This window comes from Aquirufa regiilacus (assembly GCF_032470275.1).
Classification (GTDB): Bacteria; Bacteroidota; Bacteroidia; order Cytophagales; family Spirosomataceae; genus Aquirufa; species Aquirufa regiilacus.
The window spans coordinates 98,754-120,775 of the sequence record NZ_JAVNWW010000001.1; the positions used below are offsets into that span (position 1 = coordinate 98,754).

Below are 22,022 nucleotides of genomic sequence, written 5' to 3' on the forward strand. Positions count from 1 at the left end.
TATTATGGGTCGATTTGTATCACTCTTTTTGGTTTTTGTTCTCTTGCAGGCTTGTAAAACGGGTTCCGTTGTGCAGGTTGCTCAGCAGATGCCTGTAGATACAGTTCGTGTGGTTTTACCCATTGATACGATTCAGCACGAGGAGCCAAAACCCAGTGTGACCGATGAGCGAGATTCCAAAGAAGCCGCGGATGATTTATCATTTAGTTATTTGAAGGCCAAATCTCGGGTCGCGTGGAAGTCGGGCACCAATACAGACAATTATTCGGTCGATATTCGCGTTAAAAAAGACAGCATTATTTGGGTGAATATTTCACAGTCGGGCTTAACGGGCGCAACGGGTTTGTTTGGTCAAGACCGCGTACAGTTTTACCAAAAGATCAGTGGGGAATATTACAATCTGACCTATGATAGTTTGAGTACGATGATGGGTTTTCGGATTGATTACCGGATGTTACAGTCTTTGATTGTTGGGAATCAACCCTTTAAAAAGAATAATTCGCGCGTAATTCGGGAGAACGAAAACATCATTATCAAGCAGGATTCGGGTCGAATAAAGATCGATAATATGTTGGGTCCGAATCGGAAGTTGAAGAAATTATTGGTTCGAGACGAGCCATCAAGCAATAAATTGACTTTGGATTTTGAGGAATTCACAAATCTGAATCAGGTTATATTCCCGTTTTCGAGTCAGATAACCTTGGACGTAAAAAACAAGGATGATAAACGAGTGACGACGGTCATTCAAATTAAATATTCGAAAGTAGAATTGTTAGAAACACCTTTGGAGTTTCCCTTTCGGATTCCAGCTAAATTTTTGAAGAAGTAATGCGTTATATCGGTTTAATTATAAGTTTGTTTTGTGTGTTCTCTGCTTGGGGTCAGGTGGATAAAAAGGCGCAATTAGAGCAACAAAAGAAGGATAATTTAGCGAAGATCAAGGAATTGAATTCGATTATCTCACGTACATCAAAGAAGAAGAATGTTTCGATCGGGAAGTTGAATGTCTTAAAGGAGCAGATTGTTGTGCAGAAAAAGCAGATCAATGTGTTGAATGAGAACCAGGCCATGCTTGCTGCGGAGGCGACAAAATTAACGCGGGAGAGTGATGTGTTGGCAGCGAAATTAGAACGCTTGAAGAAAAACTATGCCTTGATGTTGTATGAGGCGCACAAGGTTTCAACGGTGTCTAATAAAATCAGTTTTTTATTATTGTCGCAGGACTTGGGCGAGTTTACCCGTCGCTTCGATTACCTCCGTCACTTTACATCCAACCGAAAGCAACAAGCACATAAAATTTTTGAAACACGTCAGGATTTGATGACTAAGAAGCAGCAAGTCGTGTTTAAAAAGAATGAGGAGAAGAAGGTATTGGTGGAGAAAGAAAAGGAAAAAGCAACCTTGGAAGTGTTGAAGACAAAGGAAACGAAGGTGGTGACGGTGTTGACCCAACAAGAAAAGAAATTGCGTACGGAGTTAGAGCGCAAGAAATTAGCCATTCGAAAGTTGGACAATTTGATTGCAGGAATTGTACAGCGTGAGATTCAAAAGTCGATGGAGCGTGAGCGAAAATTACGGATGGCTGCACAAACACGCAAATTAGAGGTAAATAAGCCTGCCTTACCAAAACCGAAATTAGAGGAGGGGATGGTTAAAAAGTATGAGAAGCCTACGGGAGCGGAGTCCAAAGAAGAAGCAAAATTAGAGGGACGTGTTGAAAAAAAGGAAGTTGTTAAGCCGAAGAAAGAAGTGGCTACTCCTGTTGCTAAAGTCGAGGAGCCTGTATTGAATTCGAATACCTATTACATGAATGCGGATGAGGCTAAATTAGCTAGTTCGTTTGCCGCATTGCGTGGTCGGATGCCATTCCCGGTACCTTCCGGATTTATTTCGGATCATTTTGGTGTACACAAACATCCGGTCTTAAAAGGGGTAATGGTGAATAACAATGGGATAGACATTCAGACATCAGCTGGGTCTCCGGTACATACGGTTTATGATGGAGTCGTTGCTACGGTTCAAAATATTCCCGGTATAAACATGGTTGTCGCGATACAGCATGGAGAGTATTTTACGGTCTATAGCAAACTGGCGAATGTTTCCGTGAGTACGGGCCAAAAGGTAAAAACGGGACAGCGCATCGGTTCAGTTGCATCTGATGAAGATGGGACGTCAGAAATCAATTTTCAAGTATGGAAAAACACGGTTCATCAGAACCCAGAAAGTTGGTTGCGCCGCTAGATTTTATACAAAATCCGTAAGCTAATATTGCGGCCTTGGTCATCCGTAAAATATCGGAAGCGGTTTAAATAATCGCGGTATGCTGTATTGAATGCATTGCTGATTCGAACTCCGAGGTCGATTTTCTTTAAACGTATGCCCCAATTTGCTTGAACGAGTTGGTAGCCTTTAGGTGGCACGGCGTAATCAGTTCCAGGTTCAACACGAGTTTGTTCCCCCACTTGAACGATGCCCACGCTCACATATTGTTTTTCCTGCATCCATCGATAGCTGATGGTATATTCAAAGCGATTGGCAGGGATGTTGACGAGGTAATGAAAGTTATGACTTGCGTCGAACGCATGGACAATACTTGATTTTTGCTGGACGGATAATTTAGGACTTATTTGGTAATTTATTTGGGCGTCTATCCCTTGAAAAACAGCATTGATTTGTTCATAGGCGAATGCTGGGAAGGCCCCCCTGACAGTTGTGAAATAGATAGCATTGCCTTTGTCAACCATCGGTCGCAGGTAAATGAAATTTTGGATGTAATTGTTGTATAGGCCGACTTCTATTTGCAGGTTTTTAGGAGCATAGATGGTATTTAAACTCAGGTTGTAAGCCGTTTCACCCTTCAGGCTCGGGTCGCCAATCTCAAATGCAGCTGCCCCATGATGAACACCATAAGAAAAAAGCTCATTCACGCTTGGCGCACGGAAAGCGCGTGCCAGAATCAAATGATTTTCCAAATTTTCCGTCCAACGGTATTTAAGTCCTAAACTTCCTGAAATACCTAGATAGCGGTTTTCCTTCCTGTTAATGATGTTGGAATAATTGGATTTTGGTCGGTGAACATCGATGGTTTTTTCATCGAGGCGGAGGCCAACTTCCAGTTCGTATTTTTCTTTGACCAATCGTTCGATGGCGAATAGGCCAAAAGTATTTTGGAAATAATTAGGTAACAGGCTTGTGGTTAGCGTCGGATTGGTAACAATTTTTCCCGAGGTTATATTGCCTTGCAGTTGAAAATTTACGCCAAATTGACCTTTCCATTGTTGGCTTGAATTTGATTCATCGAGCAGTATTTCACCGTTAAATGTTCGTAGTAGAAATTGTAAGGTGTTTATATTTTTCCCGGCTCGAAGTACGTCCAGTTCCAGTCGTTCGTCATTTTGGACGGCTAGTGTTGTCCGAATCGCCCGGCCATTGGATAATTGATATTGCGACTTTAGCTTTCCTAGGCTGTGTGTGACATCTTGATTAGGCCGGTCAATTTTTCTGCTAAATTCTTGGGGGGTAAATATGGGAAAAGGCCTCGTTCGGGCGATGGATTTTTCGAGGTCATTTACGTTACCAATATGTGACCCAAGGTATATCCCGATAACCGAATGGAAATGGCTGAAAAATACATCATTCGACCACTTATTCATTTTGTAGCCCAGCGTGGCTGAAAAGTTTTGTTCCCGAATACCCGTATTGGCTAGGTTGTAATGGGCCGTTTGAATATTTCCGCCATCTTTCAGGGTGCCTTGTATGCGCCATCCCCAACCGTTATTATTTTTGATGCCTCCTTGTAAAAGGCCAGAAATAACGCCTTGTCGGCCATTTGTAAAATAGATCGATTGGATTTCGCCACTTATGCCGGCCGTATCGGGCAAGGCGTCAGGTTCCATCATGATGATTCCACCAATGGCATCTCCACCATAGCGAAGTCCTCCTGGGCCTTTGATTACTTGAATGTTTTTTGAAATGAATGGGTCAATTTCCGGAGCATGTTCGCTACCCCATTGCTGGCCTTCTTGCCGAACACCTTGGTTTAAAATAATGACACGGGACGAATGCATTCCATGAATGACGGGTTTTGAAATGCTACTTCCCGTTTGTAAACTTTGCACGCCACTGATCCCGCGCATCATCTCGCCTAAGCTGAGTCCATCGCGTTCCGCACGTTCTTCTTTGCTGAGGCTTCCACGTAACTGGGCGCTTGTTTCAGTTTTTTTTCCACTGACGATGACTTCTTGTAAATGTTCGTCGTGGTCGGCTAAGCTAAAATTCTCATGGTGGTTTTCTTCATCCTTGATTAAGATGGGAATTTCAACGGAATTGAAGCTACTCATTTGGCATATTAATGTATATGAGCCAGGACATAAGGCCGATATTCTAAAATGACCTTTGCTGTCGGATTGAGCGAATTTATTAGTTCCTTTTATGTAAACAAATGCTCCAGGAATTGATTCTTTATTCTCTTTTGAAGTGACATTTCCTTCTAATGTACAGCCACATGAACTTTGTGCCCGTGCAGGTAGACTCGCAGTTAAAAGGAATAAAAGGAAAATTATGTTCCGGTGCATGGGGTATTAAAAGACGTTAAATATAGCTCCATTTATGCGATTTGCATAGGCTGTTGGCTTAATCTCGAAGGAAAGACGACGAACTCGCAAATCATGTCGATAAAATTTTGTTTAATTTATTTTGAAAAATGTTAAACAATTATTTGTTTTGTTTAATCTTTTGGTAAATTTGTTAAAGACAATTAAGCACAAAAAAACATGACAGCTTTAGAGTTTTCATATCAGGTAGGTACTTTTTCGAAGTTTTTGAAGCCCTTTGCATTACGTTTAACACGTGATGGAGATGACGCCAACGACCTAGTTCAAGATACCTTAGTCAAAGCGTTTACGAATCGCGAAAAATATTCGGATGGAACAAATTTGAAAGCATGGTTATTTACGATCATGAAGAATACGTTCATCACGCAATACCAACGGATGGTTCGTCGGAATACGTTTATTGATACCACGGATAATTTACATTACATCAATTCTTCGGAGTCGATTCAGTTGAATGGTGCGGAGCGCTCATTCATGAACGAGGATATTTCGCTGGCTATGCGAAATACAGAAGAAATGTACCGTATTCCTTTTCTCATGTACTTTGAAGGATTTAAATACCATGAGATTGCCGAGGAATTAGATTTGCCCATTGGTACGGTCAAGAATCGAATTCACATTGCAAGAAAGACCTTGAAAAGTCATTTGAGCATGTATGCATAGGTTATTCATATTGTAATAATTAGTTTTTTGGTTAACAGAAGATGTAGTAAAAAGTCAGATTTTATCTGGCTTTTTCTTTTGTTAAAAGGTTCTTAGTTTTTAGTATATTTGTTTAGCATGAAAAAGAAAAAAGTAATAGTAATTGGAGCGGGATTCTCAGGTTTGTCCACGGCTACGGAGTTGGCGGATAAAGGATACGAGGTGATGATTGTTGAAAAGAATGAACAGGCTGGAGGTCGTGCACGTGTATTCAAGGAGCAAGGTTTTACATTCGACATGGGTCCCAGCTGGTACTGGATGCCGGATATCTTTGACAATTATTTTGCTCGTTTTGGTAAGAAAACGTCTGATTATTATACCTTAAAGCGCCTGGATCCATCATACAGTGTTATTTTGTCTGATTCGGAAGTGGTGGATATGCCGGCCGATTATGACGCTTTGCGTAATCTTTTTGAATCGATTGAGCCGGGTGCGGCGAATGCGCTAGATCGTTTTTTGGAGCAAGCCGCCTATAAATATAAAGTGGGTATTCAAGAATTTGTCTGGAAGCCATCTGTGAAAATTACGGAGTTTTTGAGTTTACGAATTCTAGTAGATGCACTTCGCATGGATGTGTTTTCTTCGTTTTATTCCCATGTGCGGAAGTTTTTCAAATCTGATACGTTGTTGAAATTAATGGAATTTCCGATTCTGTTTTTGGGTGCTATTTCACAAAATACCCCCGCCATGTACAGCTTGATGAATTATGCCGAAATTAAATTAGGCACGTGGTATCCGATGGGAGGGATGCATTTAATTGTCAAGGGCATGGTGGATTTGGCCCTGTCAAAAGGGGTTCAAATTGAATACCATGCTGAGGTCAACGGATTTGCGATTGAAGGTGGGAAAGTTAAGGGAGTTAAAACATCGAAAGGTGTTTTTGAAGCCGATGCCGTGGTCGCTAGCGCAGATTATCACCATGTGGAAACCTTACTTGGCGAGGCGCATCGAAATTACGATGAGGCCTATTGGGACAAGCGCGTCATGGCTCCGTCTTCCTTGTTATTTTATTTAGGAATCAACAAGCGTTTACCTCGTTTGAAGCATCATAACCTGTTTTTTGATCGGGATTTTTCCATACATTCCCATGAAATTTATACAGATCCTTCTTGGCCCTCTGATCCCTTATTTTATGCTTCGACGCCCTCGGTGACGGATCCTTCTGTGGCTCCTGATGGTTGTGAAAATCTCTTTTTATTAATTCCTGTTGCGCCTAATTTGGAAGATACGGAGGCCGTTCGTGAGCAATATTTTGAACAACTCATGGACCGCTTGGAGCTATATTGTGGTGTCTCGATTCGTGATGCGATTGTTTACAAACGTTCTTACGCGCATCAAGATTTTATTGGAGATTACCATGCCTTTAAAGGAAATGCCTATGGCCTAGCGAATACCTTGATGCAAACGGCGATATTGAAGCCGAGTTTAAAAAATCGTCATTTGAAAAATATGTTTTATACGGGCCAATTAACAGTTCCTGGGCCAGGAGTTCCTCCTTCTTTGATTTCGGGAATTGTGGTTGCCAAAGAAGTAGATAAGCTTTTGAAATAATTGTAGCATGGATTTATATTTACAAGTTTCACTGGATGCCAGTAAGCGGTTAACGCAAGCCTATTCCACTTCTTTTTCTTCAGGAATTCGAACGCTCGACAAGGAATACCACGAGGCGATTTATGCGATCTATGGGTTCGTTCGTTTAGCCGATGAGATTGTGGATACTTTTTACGATCAAGATCAAGCAGCTTTATTAGCTCGTTTTCGGCAGGATACGTATCAGGCCATCGAGGAGAAAATCAGTCTGAATCCCATTTTGCATTCGTTTCAGTGGGCTGTCAATACCTTTCATATGGAGCGGGATTTAATTGATGCATTTTTGTATTCGATGGAGATGGATTTGACAGATCGTGATTACGATGTGGCCTTGTATAAACAATACATTTATGGTTCCGCGGAAGTAGTTGGGTTGATGTGTTTACGTGTTTTCTGTGCGGGGGATTTAGCTGAGTATGAACGACTAAAACCTGATGCATGTGCCTTAGGTTCAGCTTTTCAAAAGATAAATTTTTTGCGGGATATTAAATCGGATTTTGAAGACCGAGGCCGCGTATATTTCCCTGGGATTGATTACGAGCAATTGACCGATTTGCAGAAAAAGGAAATAGAGGCCGACATACAGCTTGATTTCGATGCGGGTTTACGCGGAATCGAAAACCTGCCAAAAAAGGCCAAAAAAGGGGTCTTGCTTGCCTATGAATATTACATTCGTTTGTTTGAAAAAATTAAGCAGGTGCCTGTTGAGCGTTTGAAATCGGAACGTATTCGCGTCCCTGACTGGGAAAAATTATTAATTTATTTGCGCGTATAATGGAATTTGGGTTGCTAATCTTTTTGCTAGGCACCATGGCATTTTTATATGCCTCGGTCGGTCATGGAGGCGCCTCGGGTTATCTGGCCGTTTTAGCTATTTTTAGTGTGGCACCTGCTGTTATGAAACAAACAGCGCTCTTGCTGAATTTAGGTGTTTCCTTGATGTCATTTATCGCATTTTACCGACAAGGCTTTTTTAAGTGGCGGCTGTTTTGGCCTTTTGCGCTGGCTTCGATTCCCGCTGCTTTTGTCGGGGCTCGCATCCCCTTGAGTGATGCTACCTATAAGCAAATTTTAGGATTTTGTCTTTTCATTGCCGTGCTTCGAATGATTTCTATTTTGCGTGAAACGGCATCTAAACCTTTGCCGCTTTGGGCAGGGCTTTCTTCCGGTGGAGCCATCGGTTTGCTTTCTGGCATGATTGGGATTGGTGGCGGAATTATTTTAAGTCCCATCTTATTGCTCTTTCGCTGGGCAAGTTTGAAAGAAGCGGCGGCGGTTTCGGCGCTATTTATATTTGTCAATTCGGTTTCGGGCTTGGCCGGACTAAAAACTTGGATTCCGTTAGATCAGTCTTCTTTGGTCTATTGGTTGATTGCATCGCTGATTGGTGGGTTTTTAGGTGCGCGATGGGGCGCTGGAATTGCTTCCAATACCAAAGTAAAATGGATATTAGCTTTGGTGCTTGTGATTGCTTCCGTTAAATTGTGGTTTGTTTAATTCAGTTATGAACGAAAGTATCAATCAAAATACGGGTTTCGGGGAACGTAGCACCGATATGGGTGGTCGCATGGTCAATAAGGACGGCACCTTCAATATCCGCAGGATCGGTATTCGCGTGCATCATCGGGTTAGTAATTATCAAAATATGTTGACGATGCCTCGTTGGCAATTTCTACTTGTCATCTTTTTCGTTTATCTACTAATTAATTGTTTTTTTACCGCACTCTATTGGTATTCGGGCACTGAAGGTTTGCAAGGAATATCCCATCAAAAAGACTCGTTGGGGAAATTAAAAGAGGTGTTTTTTTTCTCAACGCAGACCTTAACCACAGTGGGTTATGGGCGTATTAATCCAATAAGTGAGACGGCTAATTGGATTGCCGCGATTGAATCATTGATCGGCTTTTTGTCCTTAGCCATTGCGACGGGTTTATTATATGGCCGATTTTCTCGTCCTCGGGCGTTCATTCGATTTTCAGATTTGATTGTTTATACGCACTACAAGGGTGGAAAAGCATTGATGTTTCGCCTGGTTTGCTACAAGGATGACCATCTATTAACGAATGCTGAAATCAAAGTGAATGTGCGCATCGTTATGGAAGATAATTCCTACCGGTTTTACAATTTGAAATTGGAGCGAAGCCGCGTAGATAGTTTGGTCTTGAATTGGACGGTCGTGCATCCAATTGATGAGGATAGTCCTTTTAAAGATTTGTCTCAAAAAGAAATTGTTAATCTTCAGCCTGAAATTTCAGCTTACTTAACGGGCTTTGATGAGGTTTATTCATCCATGGTGGTTGCGCGTATTTCCTATGCCATTCAAGATTTTAAGTTTGGATTTAAATTCTTGCCGATGTATTTCAGCAAATCCAAACGTACAGATTTGGATTTAGCCAAACTAAACCTCATTGATCAAGAATAAAAAAATCGAATAGATGGCTATTCGATTTTTATCAGTTTCTTGTTCAGGAAAATCAGTTTTTTACTTGGTGCTTTGCATCTAAAAACTGATTTTTGCTAACGCTGACGGGGTTTCTAACCCCGTCAGCGTTTACCCACTTGCTAGTTTTTCGAACCGGTGACAGCTCCTGATTTTTTGGCATTTTGAGCCTCCTGCATAGGATTTTGGCCTCCACTGTAGCTTCTCGGCTGTGCTTTAAATAATTGTACACGCGTCGGTTGAGCTGGCTCGCGCGGATATGCGTTATCTTCCGTATCAATGTCAGCAATCTCAAAATATGGATCTAATGTCCACCTGACCACTTTCTTTGTTGTGGGAATGATTTTCTTAGCTTGTACATCGTTTAAGCGCCAAATTTCAGCCGGGAAACGTAATACCTCTTCCGTGCCATCCTCGTAATTTAATTTGACAATCACTGGCATAGGCAATCCGCCTTTGTTTTTGAAATTCACCACATACAGATTTTTGCCTTCTGTGATGGACTTACGCTCGTCTGCCGATAAGCCGCTTAGGTAATCTTGGTACTTTTTCTTTTCCGTTTCTGTTGTCGCAAAGCGATCATACGTATTGTAGAAATCGGTTAAATCAGGATTTTCTTCAACAAAAGTGGAAGTTATTTCTGTTTTGTTACGGATGTTCGTTATGGTTTGTTGTTTCGCAACGGCTTTCGCTTTTTCTGTTTCCTTTTTCGCAACTGGATCCATATTATCTAGCCCAAACCATTCCACTGTTTCGATCGCTTGGTTAACCGGCTCTGTTCCGTAGAACCAGCCGCGCCAAAACCAATCCAAATCCACGCCTGATGCATCTTCCAAGGTACGGAAGAAATCCGCTGGATAGGGTTGCTTAAATGCCCAACGACGTGCATATTCTTTAAATGCATAATCAAATAATTCGCGACCCATCACCGTTTCACGTAAGATATTTAATGCCGTTGCAGGTTTAGCATACGCATTATTCCCAAAATCCATGATGTTCTCTGAATTTGCCATAATAGGGACTTGATTCTTCGAATCCAAGCGCATGTATGGTACGATATTTTGTGGATCTCCGCGGCGCGCAGGGAAATTACGATCCCATTCTTGTTCGGCTATAAATTGACAAAATGTATTTAATCCTTCATCCATCCAAGACCATTGACGCTCATCTGAATTGACAATCATTGGGAAAAAGTTGTGTCCCACTTCGTGAATAATCACACCGATCATGCCGTTTTTGACATTCTCCGTGTAGGTTCCATCCGTTTCTGGCCGACCGCCATTAAAAGAGATCATGGGATATTCCATGCCTCCTCCTAAGGTCGAATGACATGAAATCGCCACGGGATATGGATAGGCAACGGTTCTTTTCGAATAAGAGCGTAGTGTATGCGCTACGACCATCGTTGAATATTTTCCCCAAAGTGGATTTCCTTCTTTCGAGTAGTATGACATCGCCCATACTTTCTTACCTTCTACATCCACCTGTAAGGCATCCCAAATAAATTTGCGTGAAGCTGTAAATGCGAAATCACGAACATTGTCTGCCTTAAATACCCAAGTTTTTTTACCTGTTGGCTTTCCTTTTTCAGCCGCTTCAGCTTCTGCTTGTGTCACAATTTCCACGGGGCGCGTTGCCGTTTTTGCTTTGTCCCAACGCTTTAATTGCGTTGACGACATTACCTGATTCGGGTTGAGTAATTCGCCACCAGCTCCTACAACCATATCGTTTGGAGCCGTGATTGCAACTTTATAATTTCCGAAGTTCAATGTGAATTCACCTTGTCCTAGGAATTGTTTGTGCTGCCAGCCATATACATCGTTGTAAACGGCCATGCGAGGGAACCAATGTGCAATGAAATAATTGGCATTGCCATCTTTGGCAAAAAACTCATACCCTGAGCGACTCAAATATTCAGTAATTAGGTAATTCCATTCGATGTTAAAGCTTACAGAACCTCCTGATTTTACCGGGGTAGGTAAATCGATACGCATCATCGTTTGATTTATCGTATGGCGTATTGGGTTTCCTTTAACGTCTTTCACCGCCGTGATTTTGTAACCATAATCACGGGTATCTGTTAGATCGTTAAACGTTCTAGAACTTATGCCTGTTTTTATCTCACCGGTATCGCCCGTTTTACTAGCAGCATTTTTTTCGAAAACATTTTGATCGAGCTGAATCCACAAATAAGGAAGTTCGTCTGGCGAATTATTGAAATAGGTAATCGTTTCCGTTCCTGTGATTTTTTTGTTGATATCATCTAATTCAACCTTGATATCGTAATCAGCGCGTTGTTGCCAATATTCTTTTCCGGGTGATCCACTCGCCGTGCGGTATGAATTAGGGGTTGGTAGGGTCGATTCTAATTGTTCAAATCGTCCGTTTGCATTAAATGCTGTTTGAGCAAATGTTGGTAATGAGATGATTATCAACAAACTTAGTTTAACGAGTCTTTGCATAATGAAGTAGTATTTTTTCAAAAATAGAAAAAACAAATTAGAATCATACCATATATATATAATGCACTGTGCTATACTATGCTAAAAAAAATAGCAAAAGCATTTGGATTCATTCGGAGAATTTGTAGTTTTGGACCTTATCAAGCAAAAAATAATACTAATTTTTGAATCACATGAGTGTATTAATTGGACAAAAAGAATATTTCAAAGGGATTGGTCAAATCAAATTTGAAGGCCCTGAGTCAGATAATCCCTTAGCATTTCGCTATTACGATGAGAACCGTATCATTGCGGGGAAATCGATGAAGGAACATTTGCGTTTTGCGATTGCCTATTGGCATTCCTTCTGTGGCGATGGCGCAGATCCTTTTGGTCCAGGAACGCATCATTATCCTTGGGATGTTGCTTCGGATGCACGCCAACGTGCCGCTGATAAGGCTGATGCAGCATTTGAGTTTATTACGAAAATTGGTGCACCTTTTTATTGTTTCCACGATGTGGACGCGATTGAAGGACATAATGATCCCAAAGAATTTACGGATCGTGTGAAATTCATCTCGGATATCTTTGAGAAAAAACAAGCAGAAAGTGGCGTTAAATTATTGTGGGGAACGGCCAATTTGTTCTCCAATGAGCGTTACATGAATGGAGCTTCTACAAATCCGAATTTCGAAGTTGTGGCGCATGCGGGTGCTCAATTGAAAGGTGCCATCGATGCAACAATCAAGTTAGGTGGAGATGGTTATGTGTTCTGGGGAGGTCGCGAAGGTTATATGACCTTGTTAAATACGGATATGAAGCGTGAGCGTGAGCATTTTGCTCGTATGTTGCATACCTGTGTTGAATACGCACGCCGCAATGGTTTCAAAGGAAAGTTCTTCATTGAGCCTAAGCCTTGTGAGCCTACAAAGCATCAATATGATTATGATGCAGCAACGGTTATTGGTTTCTTACGTGAATTTGATTTATTATCTGAATTTGGATTAAACCTAGAAGTAAACCATGCGACTTTGGCAGGTCACACGTTTGCACATGAATGCCAAGTGGCTTCGGATGCGGGCATGTTGGCTTCCATCGATGCGAATAAAGGTGACTATCAAAATGGTTGGGATACAGATCAGTTCCCTACCGATATTTACGAATGGGCGGAAGCGATGTCAATCATCTTGAAGCAAGGTGGATTAGCTGGCGGTGGTATCAATTTCGATGCGAAACGTCGCCGTAATTCAACGGATGCTGCGGATTTATTCTACGCACACATTGGTGGTATGGACACAATTGCTCGTTCCTTGATTATCGCTGACAAATTAGCGAATCACGGTGAAATGGATCGTTTGAAAGCTGCGCGTTATGCAAGCTTTAACGCGGGTAAAGGGGCTGATTTTGAGGTTGGCAAGCTTAAATTAGAAGATTTATACCAAATTGCTGTGGAGATTGGCGAGCCTGCCATGATCTCAGGAAAGCAAGAATATTTGGAGAATTTGTTAGGTCGTTTTGTCTAAAAAAACGACATTCGGGTTATGAGACGTTTCGCATACCTGTTTATCATTTTCTTTTTTATCGGAAAAGCAGCTGGAGCTCAGACTCCTGCTGCTTTTTCTACTTCTAAGCCTTGGGCGTATTGGTGGTGGCCCGGCAGCGCGGTGACCGAAAAGGGAATTACGCATAATTTGGAGGCTTTTGCCAAGGCTGGTTTTGGCGGCCTGCATATTATTCCCATATATGGTGCCAAAGGCTATGAATCTTCTTTTTTAACCTACCTAGGCCCAGCTTGGAAGCAGAAATTTTCTTTTGTACTCAAAGAAGCTCATCGTTTACATCTAGGCATCGACATGACCTTGGGTACCGGTTGGCCGCTCGGAGGTGCCCATGTGAGCGCATCCGATGCCGCGAAACGTTACCAACTTGAAACCCTTACACTTTCCCCTAATCAATCTTTTCAAATGCCAATTGGTGATGTTCAGGCCGTTTCGGTGTTTGTGGAGGGGAATTTTGAGCAAGAATTAATCCAGGCGCACGTAAGCCACTATACTGCTGGGCCAAAGGGCGCTACGATTTATGTGTTGGTTGAGCAGGGGACGGGCCAACAAGTAAAGCGAGCGGCCCCAGGGGGTGAAGGTTTAGTTATCGATCATTTTTCCAAAACCGCTTTTGAACATTATCGAACCGAATTTGTGCCCTTGCTTAAGCAAGCTCAAACTCCTTTGCGGGCTTTGTACAATGATTCCTATGAGGTGTATGGCGCAAACTATACTCCGAAATTGTTTGAGACATTTGAGCAATTGAATCACTACGATTTGCGGAAGCATTTGGATGTCCTGGCTAAGCCAAAAGCGGAAACCGAGGATGAAAATGCCATTTGGGCGGATTATCATCGTACCTTGTCGTCTTTGTTGATGACTGAATTTACACAGCCCTTTGCCGCTTGGATAAAGCAAATGGGCTTTGTTAGTCGGAACCAAGCGCATGGTTCACCTGGGAATTTATTGGATTTATATGCGGCGGTAGATATCCCCGAAACGGAGTTTTTTGGTAGTAAACCTTTCGATATTCCTGGCTATCCCATGGATCCAGATTATGATAGTGTTCGTTTTGGCATACCCGATGTCCGCAATTTAAAATTAGCCTCTTCGGCTGCTAATTTGACTGGAAAGAAATTGGTTTCCTCTGAAACAACGACCTGGTTAGGAGATCATTTTAAGGTCTCGCTGGCCCAAGTAAAGCCGGTGGTCGACCAAGTATTTATCGGTGGCGTAAATCATTTGTTTTTTCATGGCGCGACCTATTCACCACCTGAGGTGGCCTGGCCAGGCTGGCTATTTTATGCAAGTACAAACTTCAATCCCCAAAGTCATTTTTGGGAAGCTCTGCCTTCCTTGAATCAGTACATTGATGTCTGTCAAAAAATGTTGCAAGCGAACCGAACGGATTCGGATGTCTTGATGTATTTTCCCATGGAGGATATTTGGCACGATCGAAATGGTTTGGGGAAAACGCATCCATTGGATTTGCATGCGAATAGCCGTGATTGGATGAAGAATACGTCCTTTGGTCACTGGTCGGAGCACATGCAAAACAAGGGTTACCAAGTAGATTACATATCCGATCAGTTGATGGCTGAACTACAGCCTACGTCTAATCGAACCTGGAAAACTAAATCAGGTGCGGAATACAAAGTGCTGTTAATCCCTGCTGCACATTATGTTTCGTTGGCCACCATGGAATTATGGGCCAAATGGGTGAAACAAGGTATGCCTGTTTATTTTCTCGAACACTTGCCTTTACAGGTCAATTCGTTTGGTTTGACATCAGATGAGAAAAATCGATGGGCTGTTGCCAAAGAGACTTTGTTAATGCATTGGGTTTCTGATCCAATCAATGTACTTGAGCGCTACCGTGTCACGAGAGAGCCAATTGCGGATCAAAGGATTTCCTTTATTCGGAAAAAGTCTGCCGCTGGTGCACAATATTTTATCGCAAATCTTTCGAATAAGTTTTCGGATGGTTTGGTTAGATTGGCAAAAATCAATGCCGGAGTTGAGTTAGAGGATCCGCTCACGGGCGAAATTCGGAAACCCATTTTGCGTAAGGACAAGCAATTCTACTTGCAATTAGCTCCTGGCCAAAGTTTGCTCGTTCGTTCGATTCCTGTACTAAAAAAAGCGATTCCTGCGGAAATACCGTCGAAGGTTTTTACGCCTTTGGTCCCGAGTACCCAAATTCAATTGACGTTCCCTCAACGTATATTGCCTGCTCAAACCATGGAATCCATGCAGTTTTGGACGGAAGATTCAACGACCCAGGACTACTGGGGAAAAGGAACTTATGCATTTGATTTTGATTTATTGTCTGAACAGATTCCGCAAGCCAAGGTTTTGCATGTTGATCAAATTCGCGATTGGGTACGTGTGAAAATGAATGGGAAAGATTTAGGGCTGATTTGGTCATTGCCTTACCAACTGACAATTCCTTCCGGGGTGTTGCAGGAGAAAAATCACATTGAGCTGGAGGTGATGAATGTATCAGCTAATCGAATTCGCCAACTAGATCGTGCGAAATTCAATTGGAAGAACTTTTATGAGATAAATTTTGTAAATATTCAATACAAACCTTTTGATGCATCCACATGGGCCGTGACGCCGAGTGGGATTTCAGGGGAATTATATTTCAGTAATCGATGAATTTTGTTTTCGCCATCAAGGAGGCATTTTATGCCTTAGATAATCCGGAGAATGCCTATTGGATGCGCTGGTATATGCGTGACCAATATCCATTTATTGGGATCAAAAAGCCAGAACGTGGCGTTGTTTTTAAAGCAATTTATAAGGAGTATGGCCGCGGGGAAGATTGGTTTGAGGTCTGTTCGAAATTGTTTGCCATGCCGGAACGCGAGTTTCAGTATGTCGCCATGGAATATATGTTGAAGGCCAAGAAATCCTGGGATTCACGTATACCGGAACTCATTGACCGCTGGGTGGATGAAAAAACGTGGTGGGATGTTGTGGATGTGCTCTCTCCCAAAGTGTTGAGTGATTATTTTATATTGTTTCCTGAGCAACGTGATATGTGGGTAGCTCGTTGGATGCAATCGCCTATTTTCTGGCATCAACGACTTTGTATTCTATTTCAATTGAATTACAAAAGCCAAACGGATTTAGAGCTGTTGCGTCAAGTGATTTTGTCTTTGAACACGTCCAAAGAATTTTTTATTCAGAAAGCGATTGGCTGGGCTTTGCGGCAATATGCGCGGACGGATGCCGATTGGGTACGCGCATTTGTGGAAGAACATAAACTGATGCCTTTGTCGAAACGGGAGGCTTTGAAGCACATTTCCTAAGTACCTTTGGCAAACCTTGGAGGATTGCCAAAGGTAAGGAGAATGAAGCTTTTTCGAAGCGCTAAAACTGATAATCTATTTTCGCTTTTTTAATACGGCTAGTTCATGTGCCGTATCGTAATAGCCGCGTAAATTAGACCAATCAAACGTATCGGCAATACTTTCTACCCGATTACGTTGCGTGATTCGATCGCGCTGGGTTTGTTGGGTGAATTTGAATAACATGTTCGCTAATTGCTCGGCTGCTTCTTGATAATTCTGCGTCTTCCGATTCACAACACTAACTCCCCATTGCTCGTAGTCGCGCATAATTTGCATCATGTAATCCCCAAAGCCGGAAAGATCCGATGTGACCGTAGGCACACCACGCGCCATACATTCTAGTGGCGTATAGCCCCAAGGCTCGTAATATGAAGGGAAGACACCCAAGTGGCAACCACGCACGAATTGGCCATAATCCAAGCCAAATAATGGGTTCGTCGAAACAATGAAGTCGGGGTGATACACCACCTTCACCTTATCATCTGCATTATTTAACAATTGTGTGCGATGCAAATTACGGATGATATCATCTTCCTGTTTTAGCAAGTGGGTGACTACCTTCGGTCTTGCATTCGTTTTCCAAGTTTGTACGGTACGGCGTAATCGTAAACGCCAATATTCATCTACAAATTGATTTAAATCGGGCAATTGCAAGTCGTTCGATGAAGCGGCAGCTTCGAAAAGTTTGTCGCCTACTTCCTTCTGAATCGCTTGACAGTTCTCGCGAATCTCATCCAAAACCGCACGGGAGTGCAAGACTTCTGGGTCAATGGAATGATAAGGTTGCTTGGTGATGAAGAACATGATCACGGTTTTTTTAGAACCGGATTCTTTCATTTTGCGATTCAGTATTTCCAAGGCATCGAGTGTGATGTCATATCCTTTGTTTGAATATTCAAATCGCCCCGAGGTAAATAAATAAAGTGTTTGATCTAAATCGAATGCCTGGTTTTGAAAGAAATGCCCCATAACAAAATCCGAAATGCGCTTTTTGTAGAGCGAGTGAAGATTTTGGTGTTCATGCATGGCGGCGAATCGTTGGATATTCAAGCCATTGGGTAAAATCAATTCAGGTATCCGACCTAAAAATGCAACACATTCTTTGGCGGTGATGTCGGAAACCGTGGTTAATACATCTGCTTTTTGCGCTGCGGCACGTTCGAAGGACGCCTGTGCTTCAATACCGTAATGCACGGCTTCTTTATGCCAATTGAACGAGTCCAACACGTCATAAAAATTCGGAACGTTTCCTGCGAGGTAACGGCCCAGCATGGTCGCATGCGTGGTGAAAACGGTAGAAACTTTGACCTTATCTTTTTTCAGATCCGGTAAACACGTCGAAGCCATCCATTCATGGAAATGAACGACGATGTCTTTTTTCGATTTATTTTCTGTCGCGAATTGTGTTAAGAATATGCGAATAAGTTCACCTAGTGCGATAGTTTGGTTGACCAATTCTTCTACCCCTAAGGTTGAGATTTTGTGGTTATCCCAGATTTTCCCTTTGATTTCATCTACTTGATCATAGATGGACGCAATGTCGAATAAGACGATTTTGGGTTTACCTGTGATGAGCCAATTTCCATAATGAACCTGGTAGCCCATCGCACGCATGGTTAAAATGGCACGTCCGACCGGCGAGTCATCCGTTACAGGTAAGGCCTCAAATTCAGCGGCAGCCGTTTGAGGAAAATAGGGGCCTAATAACAAATAATCGTCGCCCCATTTCTCCACCATGGAAGGGACTTTGGTTCGAATAACGGTGTAAATGCCGCCTACTTGGTTACAGGTTTCCCAGGCAACTTCCACTAAAAACTTCTTCTTTTCGGCTACTTTCTTCTCCATAAACTACATGTATGAGGCACTCTCAATGACTTGAGTCTTGCCGTTTTTGGTAATCGTATAACTAAAACCTTTTTGAATGGAATAGGCTCCCACGTCCCCTTTCTTATTGATTGCCAAATATCCCACTTGGAATTCTTGGTATTTGTAACGCTTGACGATTCGCATAATGGCCGCCTCGCACGCTTGCTGCGGGGTCATCCCTTGACGCATAAATTCGACAATTAAAAAGGACCCTAAGGTTTTCATCACGAATTCCCCTAGTCCGGTTGCACAGGCTCCGCCGACTTCATCGTCGCAAAAAACAGCGCCACCGATGATCGGTGAATCACCTACGCGGCCATGCATCTTAAAGGCCATGCCACTCGTAGAACAGGCACCTGCAATTTCCCCCGCTTTGCCCAGGGCGAGAAGTCCGATGGTGTCGTGACGTTCAATATTAACTTTGGGTTCGTATTTGGCTACTTTTTTCCATTCCTCCCATGCTTTACGGGATTTCTCGGTTAATAAATCTTGCTGCTTAAATCCTTGTGCCAGCGCAAATTGTAAGGCTCCTTCTCCGGAGAGCATGACATGAGGTGTTTTTTCCATGATGGCCCGAGCGACCGAAATAGGGTGCATGATCCCTTCTAAAAAAGTAACGGAACCCGCATTACCCAAATGATCCATGATGCAGGCATCCAAGGTTACGTGACCATCCCGATCTGGGTAACCGCCGTAGCCAACCGTTGTTTCCTCCGGATTTGCTTCCGGAACCCAAGCGCCAGCTTCCACGCCATCCAGCGCCTTGCCTGTTTGTAAGATTTTATCATATCCCGCTTTCGTTCCCGCTTCATTTTTCCAGGTTGCGATGATGATCGGTTCAGGATTTTGGATGTTAACTGTGCTTGCAACACCGAGTAAACCTGCCGTTTGCAAAAATGATCTTCTTCTCATGGATGGGGAATTAGCGAAATTTATTTAAAGATAATTTATTTGTTGATTGTATAACTATTGCGTAAAATTGTCTTTCTAAAATAGAAAAAATTCTTTGAAAAATCATCAATCTCCTATTTATATCAACAAATGAAATTCATTAAATCTATTATTCCACTGATTTTAGCTATTCTAGTGACAATTGGTTGGGATCGCTCGTGGGGAACCATCCCGCCTTTTGGTAAATTATTAAGTCCTTATCACGGGTTTTGGATTAATGCTGAGCTAGCTGGCTCGGAGGAAATGAGTGAAGAGGAGTTGAAAATTCCAGGTTTAATCAAGCCAGTCAAAATTGTTTACGATGAGATGGCCATTCCGCATATTTTTGCTGAAAATGACCATGATTTATTCTTAGCGCAAGGTTATGTGACGGCCAAAGATCGATTGTGGCAAATGGAGTTTCAGACGCATTTTGCCGGTGGTCGAATTTCTGAAATTGTAGGTGAAAAAGGGCTCGCTTCAGATCAATTTCAACGCCGCATGGGTTCCGTTTATGGTGCCGAACAATCTTTTGAAGGCATGAAACAAGACCCACAAGCCAAGGTGGCTTTGGAGGCTTATTCGGAGGGGATCAACGCCTACATAGCTTCGCTTTCTGAACGTGAATTGCCTTTGGAATACAAATTATTGAATTATAAACCAGAACCATGGACACCCATTAAAAGTGCCTTGTTTCTGAAAAATATGTCATTTGTGTTAGCGTCCGGTACGGATGATTTAAAAATGACTAACATCCTTCGTCAATACGGTCGGGAAGTGGCAGAAGATTTATTCCCGAATTATCCGTTTGAGGAGAGCCCAATCATCCCTGCTGGATCTCCTGTCGATTTCAAACCCGTGCCTATTCCTGCGGCTCCGAAAGATTTTATGGGTTTAGGAAGTGCCATGAAGACGCCTGAAAAAGACCCGAATATTGGCTCGAATAACTGGGCTGTTGCTGGAAACAAGACCGTTTCAGGTATGCCTATTTTGGCAAATGATCCGCATTTAACGTTGTCTTTACCTTCAATTTGGTACCAGGTGCAATTGGTAGCTCCGGGTGTTAATGTGTATGGGTCTACGATGCCAGGAACTCCGAACGTTATCACGGGTTTCAATAAAAACATAGCGTGGGGAGTAACCAATGTTGGGTCTGATGTATTAGACTGGTATCAAGTAAAATTCAAGGATGCGGCTAAATTGGAATACTGGCATGATGGCCAATGGAAGAAAACCAAATTGCGCATTGAGACCTTTAAAATTAAGGGCAAAAAGGATTTTGTGGACACCGTTTTCTTTACCCACCATGGTCCCGTTGTTTATTTGAGTCATGAAAAGGCGTTTAAATCCAATATCCCGGTCGGGCACGCTCTGCGTTGGATTGCCCATGAGAAATCACAAGAGCTAACGACCTTTTATCGCTTGAATCGTGCCAAAAACTACACGGATTACACAGAGGCATTACGGTATTTTTCAGCGCCTGCACAGAATTTTGTGTTTGCAAGTAATGAAGGTGACATTGCGCTTTGGGTCAATGGGAAGTTTCCGTTGAAATCGAAGTTGCAAGGCAAGTATTTGATGGATGGGACGGATGCAGCGGCCGACTGGAAAGGTTACATTCCACAGGCGCATAATCCACATGTGAAAAATCCGGTACGCGGATTTGTAAGTTCTGCGAATCAATTTTCTACAGATCCGAGCTATCCGTATTACTTGGGTTGGCAATATGCCCCCTCTGAGCGTGGTCGCCGAATTAATGAGCGTTTAGCAGCTATGCAAAAAGTGACGATTGATTCCTTGCGCGGATTACAGAATGATAACATGAATATTCGCGCTCGAAAATTATTGCCCTTGTTGATGCGTTCTGTGAAATCAACGGACAAGGCCTTGGGTATATTGAAATCGTGGAATTTGCAAAATGCACCTGAGTCCATTGGTGCAACGATTTTTGAGACATGGGTGCTCAATTTACAAGCTTTTTTATGGGATGATGAGTTTGCATCCGATGAAAAGATTCCGATGAATCGTCCTTCCATTGATCGTACCATTCATATGATCGAACATGAGGCAAATGCTCGTTGGTGGGATAATGTCAAAACTCAAGGGCAAAAGGAAACGATGGATCAGATTATTTCAACTTCTTTCCAGGCAACCCTAGATACATTAGTAAAACAGCATGGAGCTTTGGGGGCAGATTGGGCTTGGTACAAACACAAACAGACTGGTGTTCGTCATTTGATTCCAGGCATGGATGCCTTAAGTCGTTTAAATATTCCGATCGGTGGGGGAGGTTCCATTGTGAATGCATCCACGACCAAAACAGGACCGTCTTGGCGATTTATTGTGGAATTGTCGAAAACGGGCAATCCGAAAGCCTATGGCGTTTACCCAGGTGGACAATCCGGAAATCCGGGTAGTGCGCATTACGATGACTTGATCGATACATGGGCAAAAGGAGAACTTCGCCCACTGTTATACCTAGATAATGCGAATCAATCATCGAGTCGTATTCGTAAGACAATCACTTTATCAAAATAAAA

The 22,022-nt window shown here is 42.6% G+C and carries 15 protein-coding genes; 11 read left to right on the forward strand and 4 right to left on the reverse strand.

The window, feature by feature from the left end; translation table 11 throughout:
- Positions 1-4: 4 nt before the first annotated feature.
- Together PQG45_RS00475 and PQG45_RS00480 are read left to right on the forward strand one after the other, a co-directional pair.
- Positions 5-829, forward strand: a complete 825-nt coding sequence (locus PQG45_RS00475; RefSeq protein ID WP_315577342.1) for a DUF4292 domain-containing protein — start codon at positions 5-7, stop codon at positions 827-829.
- Entirely contained in the window at positions 829-2,241 is a 1,413-nt protein-coding gene (locus PQG45_RS00480) for a murein hydrolase activator EnvC family protein (protein WP_315577341.1), read from the forward strand. The genes PQG45_RS00475 and PQG45_RS00480 overlap by 1 nt, the downstream gene beginning before the upstream one ends.
- On the opposite strand, the gene PQG45_RS00485 is transcribed toward PQG45_RS00480, so the two are convergent.
- Positions 2,238-4,574 (reverse strand): TonB-dependent receptor, encoded by a 2,337-nt coding sequence (locus PQG45_RS00485; RefSeq protein ID WP_316070063.1) that lies wholly within the window; start codon positions 4,572-4,574, stop codon positions 2,238-2,240. The two genes, PQG45_RS00480 and PQG45_RS00485, sit on opposite strands and share 4 nt — an antisense overlap.
- A 198-nt stretch (positions 4,575-4,772) precedes the next feature.
- Between PQG45_RS00485 and PQG45_RS00490 the strand changes: the two genes are divergently transcribed.
- The 5 genes from PQG45_RS00490 (at position 4,773) to PQG45_RS00510 (ending at position 9,327) form a co-directional block, all read left to right on the forward strand.
- On the forward strand, positions 4,773-5,276 hold the full coding sequence (locus PQG45_RS00490; RefSeq protein ID WP_315577339.1) for an RNA polymerase sigma factor: 504 nt from the start codon (positions 4,773-4,775) through the stop codon (positions 5,274-5,276).
- A gap of 117 nt (positions 5,277-5,393) precedes the next feature.
- A complete protein-coding gene (locus PQG45_RS00495) occupies positions 5,394-6,866 on the forward strand; it encodes a phytoene desaturase family protein (RefSeq protein ID WP_316070064.1) in 1,473 nt (490 codons plus the stop codon).
- A 7-nt stretch (positions 6,867-6,873) separates the two neighbouring features.
- Positions 6,874-7,680 carry a phytoene/squalene synthase family protein gene (locus PQG45_RS00500; RefSeq protein ID WP_315577337.1) on the forward strand — a complete coding sequence of 269 codons (807 nt, stop codon included), beginning with the start codon at positions 6,874-6,876 and terminating at the stop codon, positions 7,678-7,680.
- A complete protein-coding gene (locus tag PQG45_RS00505; protein ID WP_316070065.1) occupies positions 7,680-8,402 on the forward strand; it encodes a sulfite exporter TauE/SafE family protein in 723 nt (240 codons plus the stop codon). Before PQG45_RS00500 ends, PQG45_RS00505 begins: the two co-directional genes overlap by 1 nt.
- Positions 8,403-8,409: 7 nt before the next feature.
- Complete coding sequence (locus PQG45_RS00510; RefSeq protein WP_315577335.1) at positions 8,410-9,327, forward strand: ion channel; 918 nt, start codon at positions 8,410-8,412, stop codon at positions 9,325-9,327.
- 140 nt (positions 9,328-9,467) lie between these two features.
- Here PQG45_RS00510 and PQG45_RS00515 read toward each other — a convergent pair whose 3' ends face one another.
- Positions 9,468-11,807 (reverse strand): M1 family metallopeptidase, encoded by a 2,340-nt coding sequence (locus tag PQG45_RS00515; RefSeq protein WP_316070066.1) that lies wholly within the window; start codon positions 11,805-11,807, stop codon positions 9,468-9,470.
- A gap of 173 nt (positions 11,808-11,980) precedes the next feature.
- On the opposite strand from PQG45_RS00515, the gene xylA reads away from it, so the two are divergent.
- The 3 genes from xylA to PQG45_RS00530 are packed head-to-tail and all read left to right on the forward strand — an operon-like array spanning position 11,981 to position 16,644.
- A complete protein-coding gene (gene xylA / locus PQG45_RS00520; RefSeq protein ID WP_316070067.1) occupies positions 11,981-13,309 on the forward strand; it encodes a xylose isomerase in 1,329 nt (442 codons plus the stop codon).
- Positions 13,310-13,327: 18 nt separating this feature from the next.
- Positions 13,328-15,988, forward strand: coding sequence for a glycosyl hydrolase (locus PQG45_RS00525; protein WP_316070068.1), 2,661 nt, complete (start codon positions 13,328-13,330; stop codon positions 15,986-15,988).
- Positions 15,985-16,644, forward strand: coding sequence for a DNA alkylation repair protein (locus tag PQG45_RS00530; RefSeq protein ID WP_316070069.1), 660 nt, complete (start codon positions 15,985-15,987; stop codon positions 16,642-16,644). The genes PQG45_RS00525 and PQG45_RS00530 overlap by 4 nt, the downstream gene beginning before the upstream one ends.
- A gap of 75 nt (positions 16,645-16,719) precedes the next feature.
- On the opposite strand, the gene PQG45_RS00535 is transcribed toward PQG45_RS00530, so the two are convergent.
- Together PQG45_RS00535 and PQG45_RS00540 are read right to left on the reverse strand one after the other, a co-directional pair.
- Positions 16,720-18,531, reverse strand: a complete 1,812-nt coding sequence (locus tag PQG45_RS00535) for a glycosyltransferase (RefSeq protein ID WP_315577330.1) — start codon at positions 18,529-18,531, stop codon at positions 16,720-16,722.
- Between the two features lie 3 nt (positions 18,532-18,534).
- The gene (locus tag PQG45_RS00540; RefSeq protein ID WP_315577329.1) at positions 18,535-19,464 is read right to left on the reverse strand and encodes an isoaspartyl peptidase/L-asparaginase family protein; all 930 of its coding nucleotides are present in this window, start codon (positions 19,462-19,464) and stop codon (positions 18,535-18,537) included.
- A gap of 129 nt (positions 19,465-19,593) precedes the next feature.
- Between PQG45_RS00540 and PQG45_RS00545 the strand changes: the two genes are divergently transcribed.
- Positions 19,594-22,020 carry a penicillin acylase family protein gene (locus PQG45_RS00545; RefSeq protein WP_315577328.1) on the forward strand — a complete coding sequence of 809 codons (2,427 nt, stop codon included), beginning with the start codon at positions 19,594-19,596 and terminating at the stop codon, positions 22,018-22,020.
- Positions 22,021-22,022: the final 2 nt, after the last annotated feature.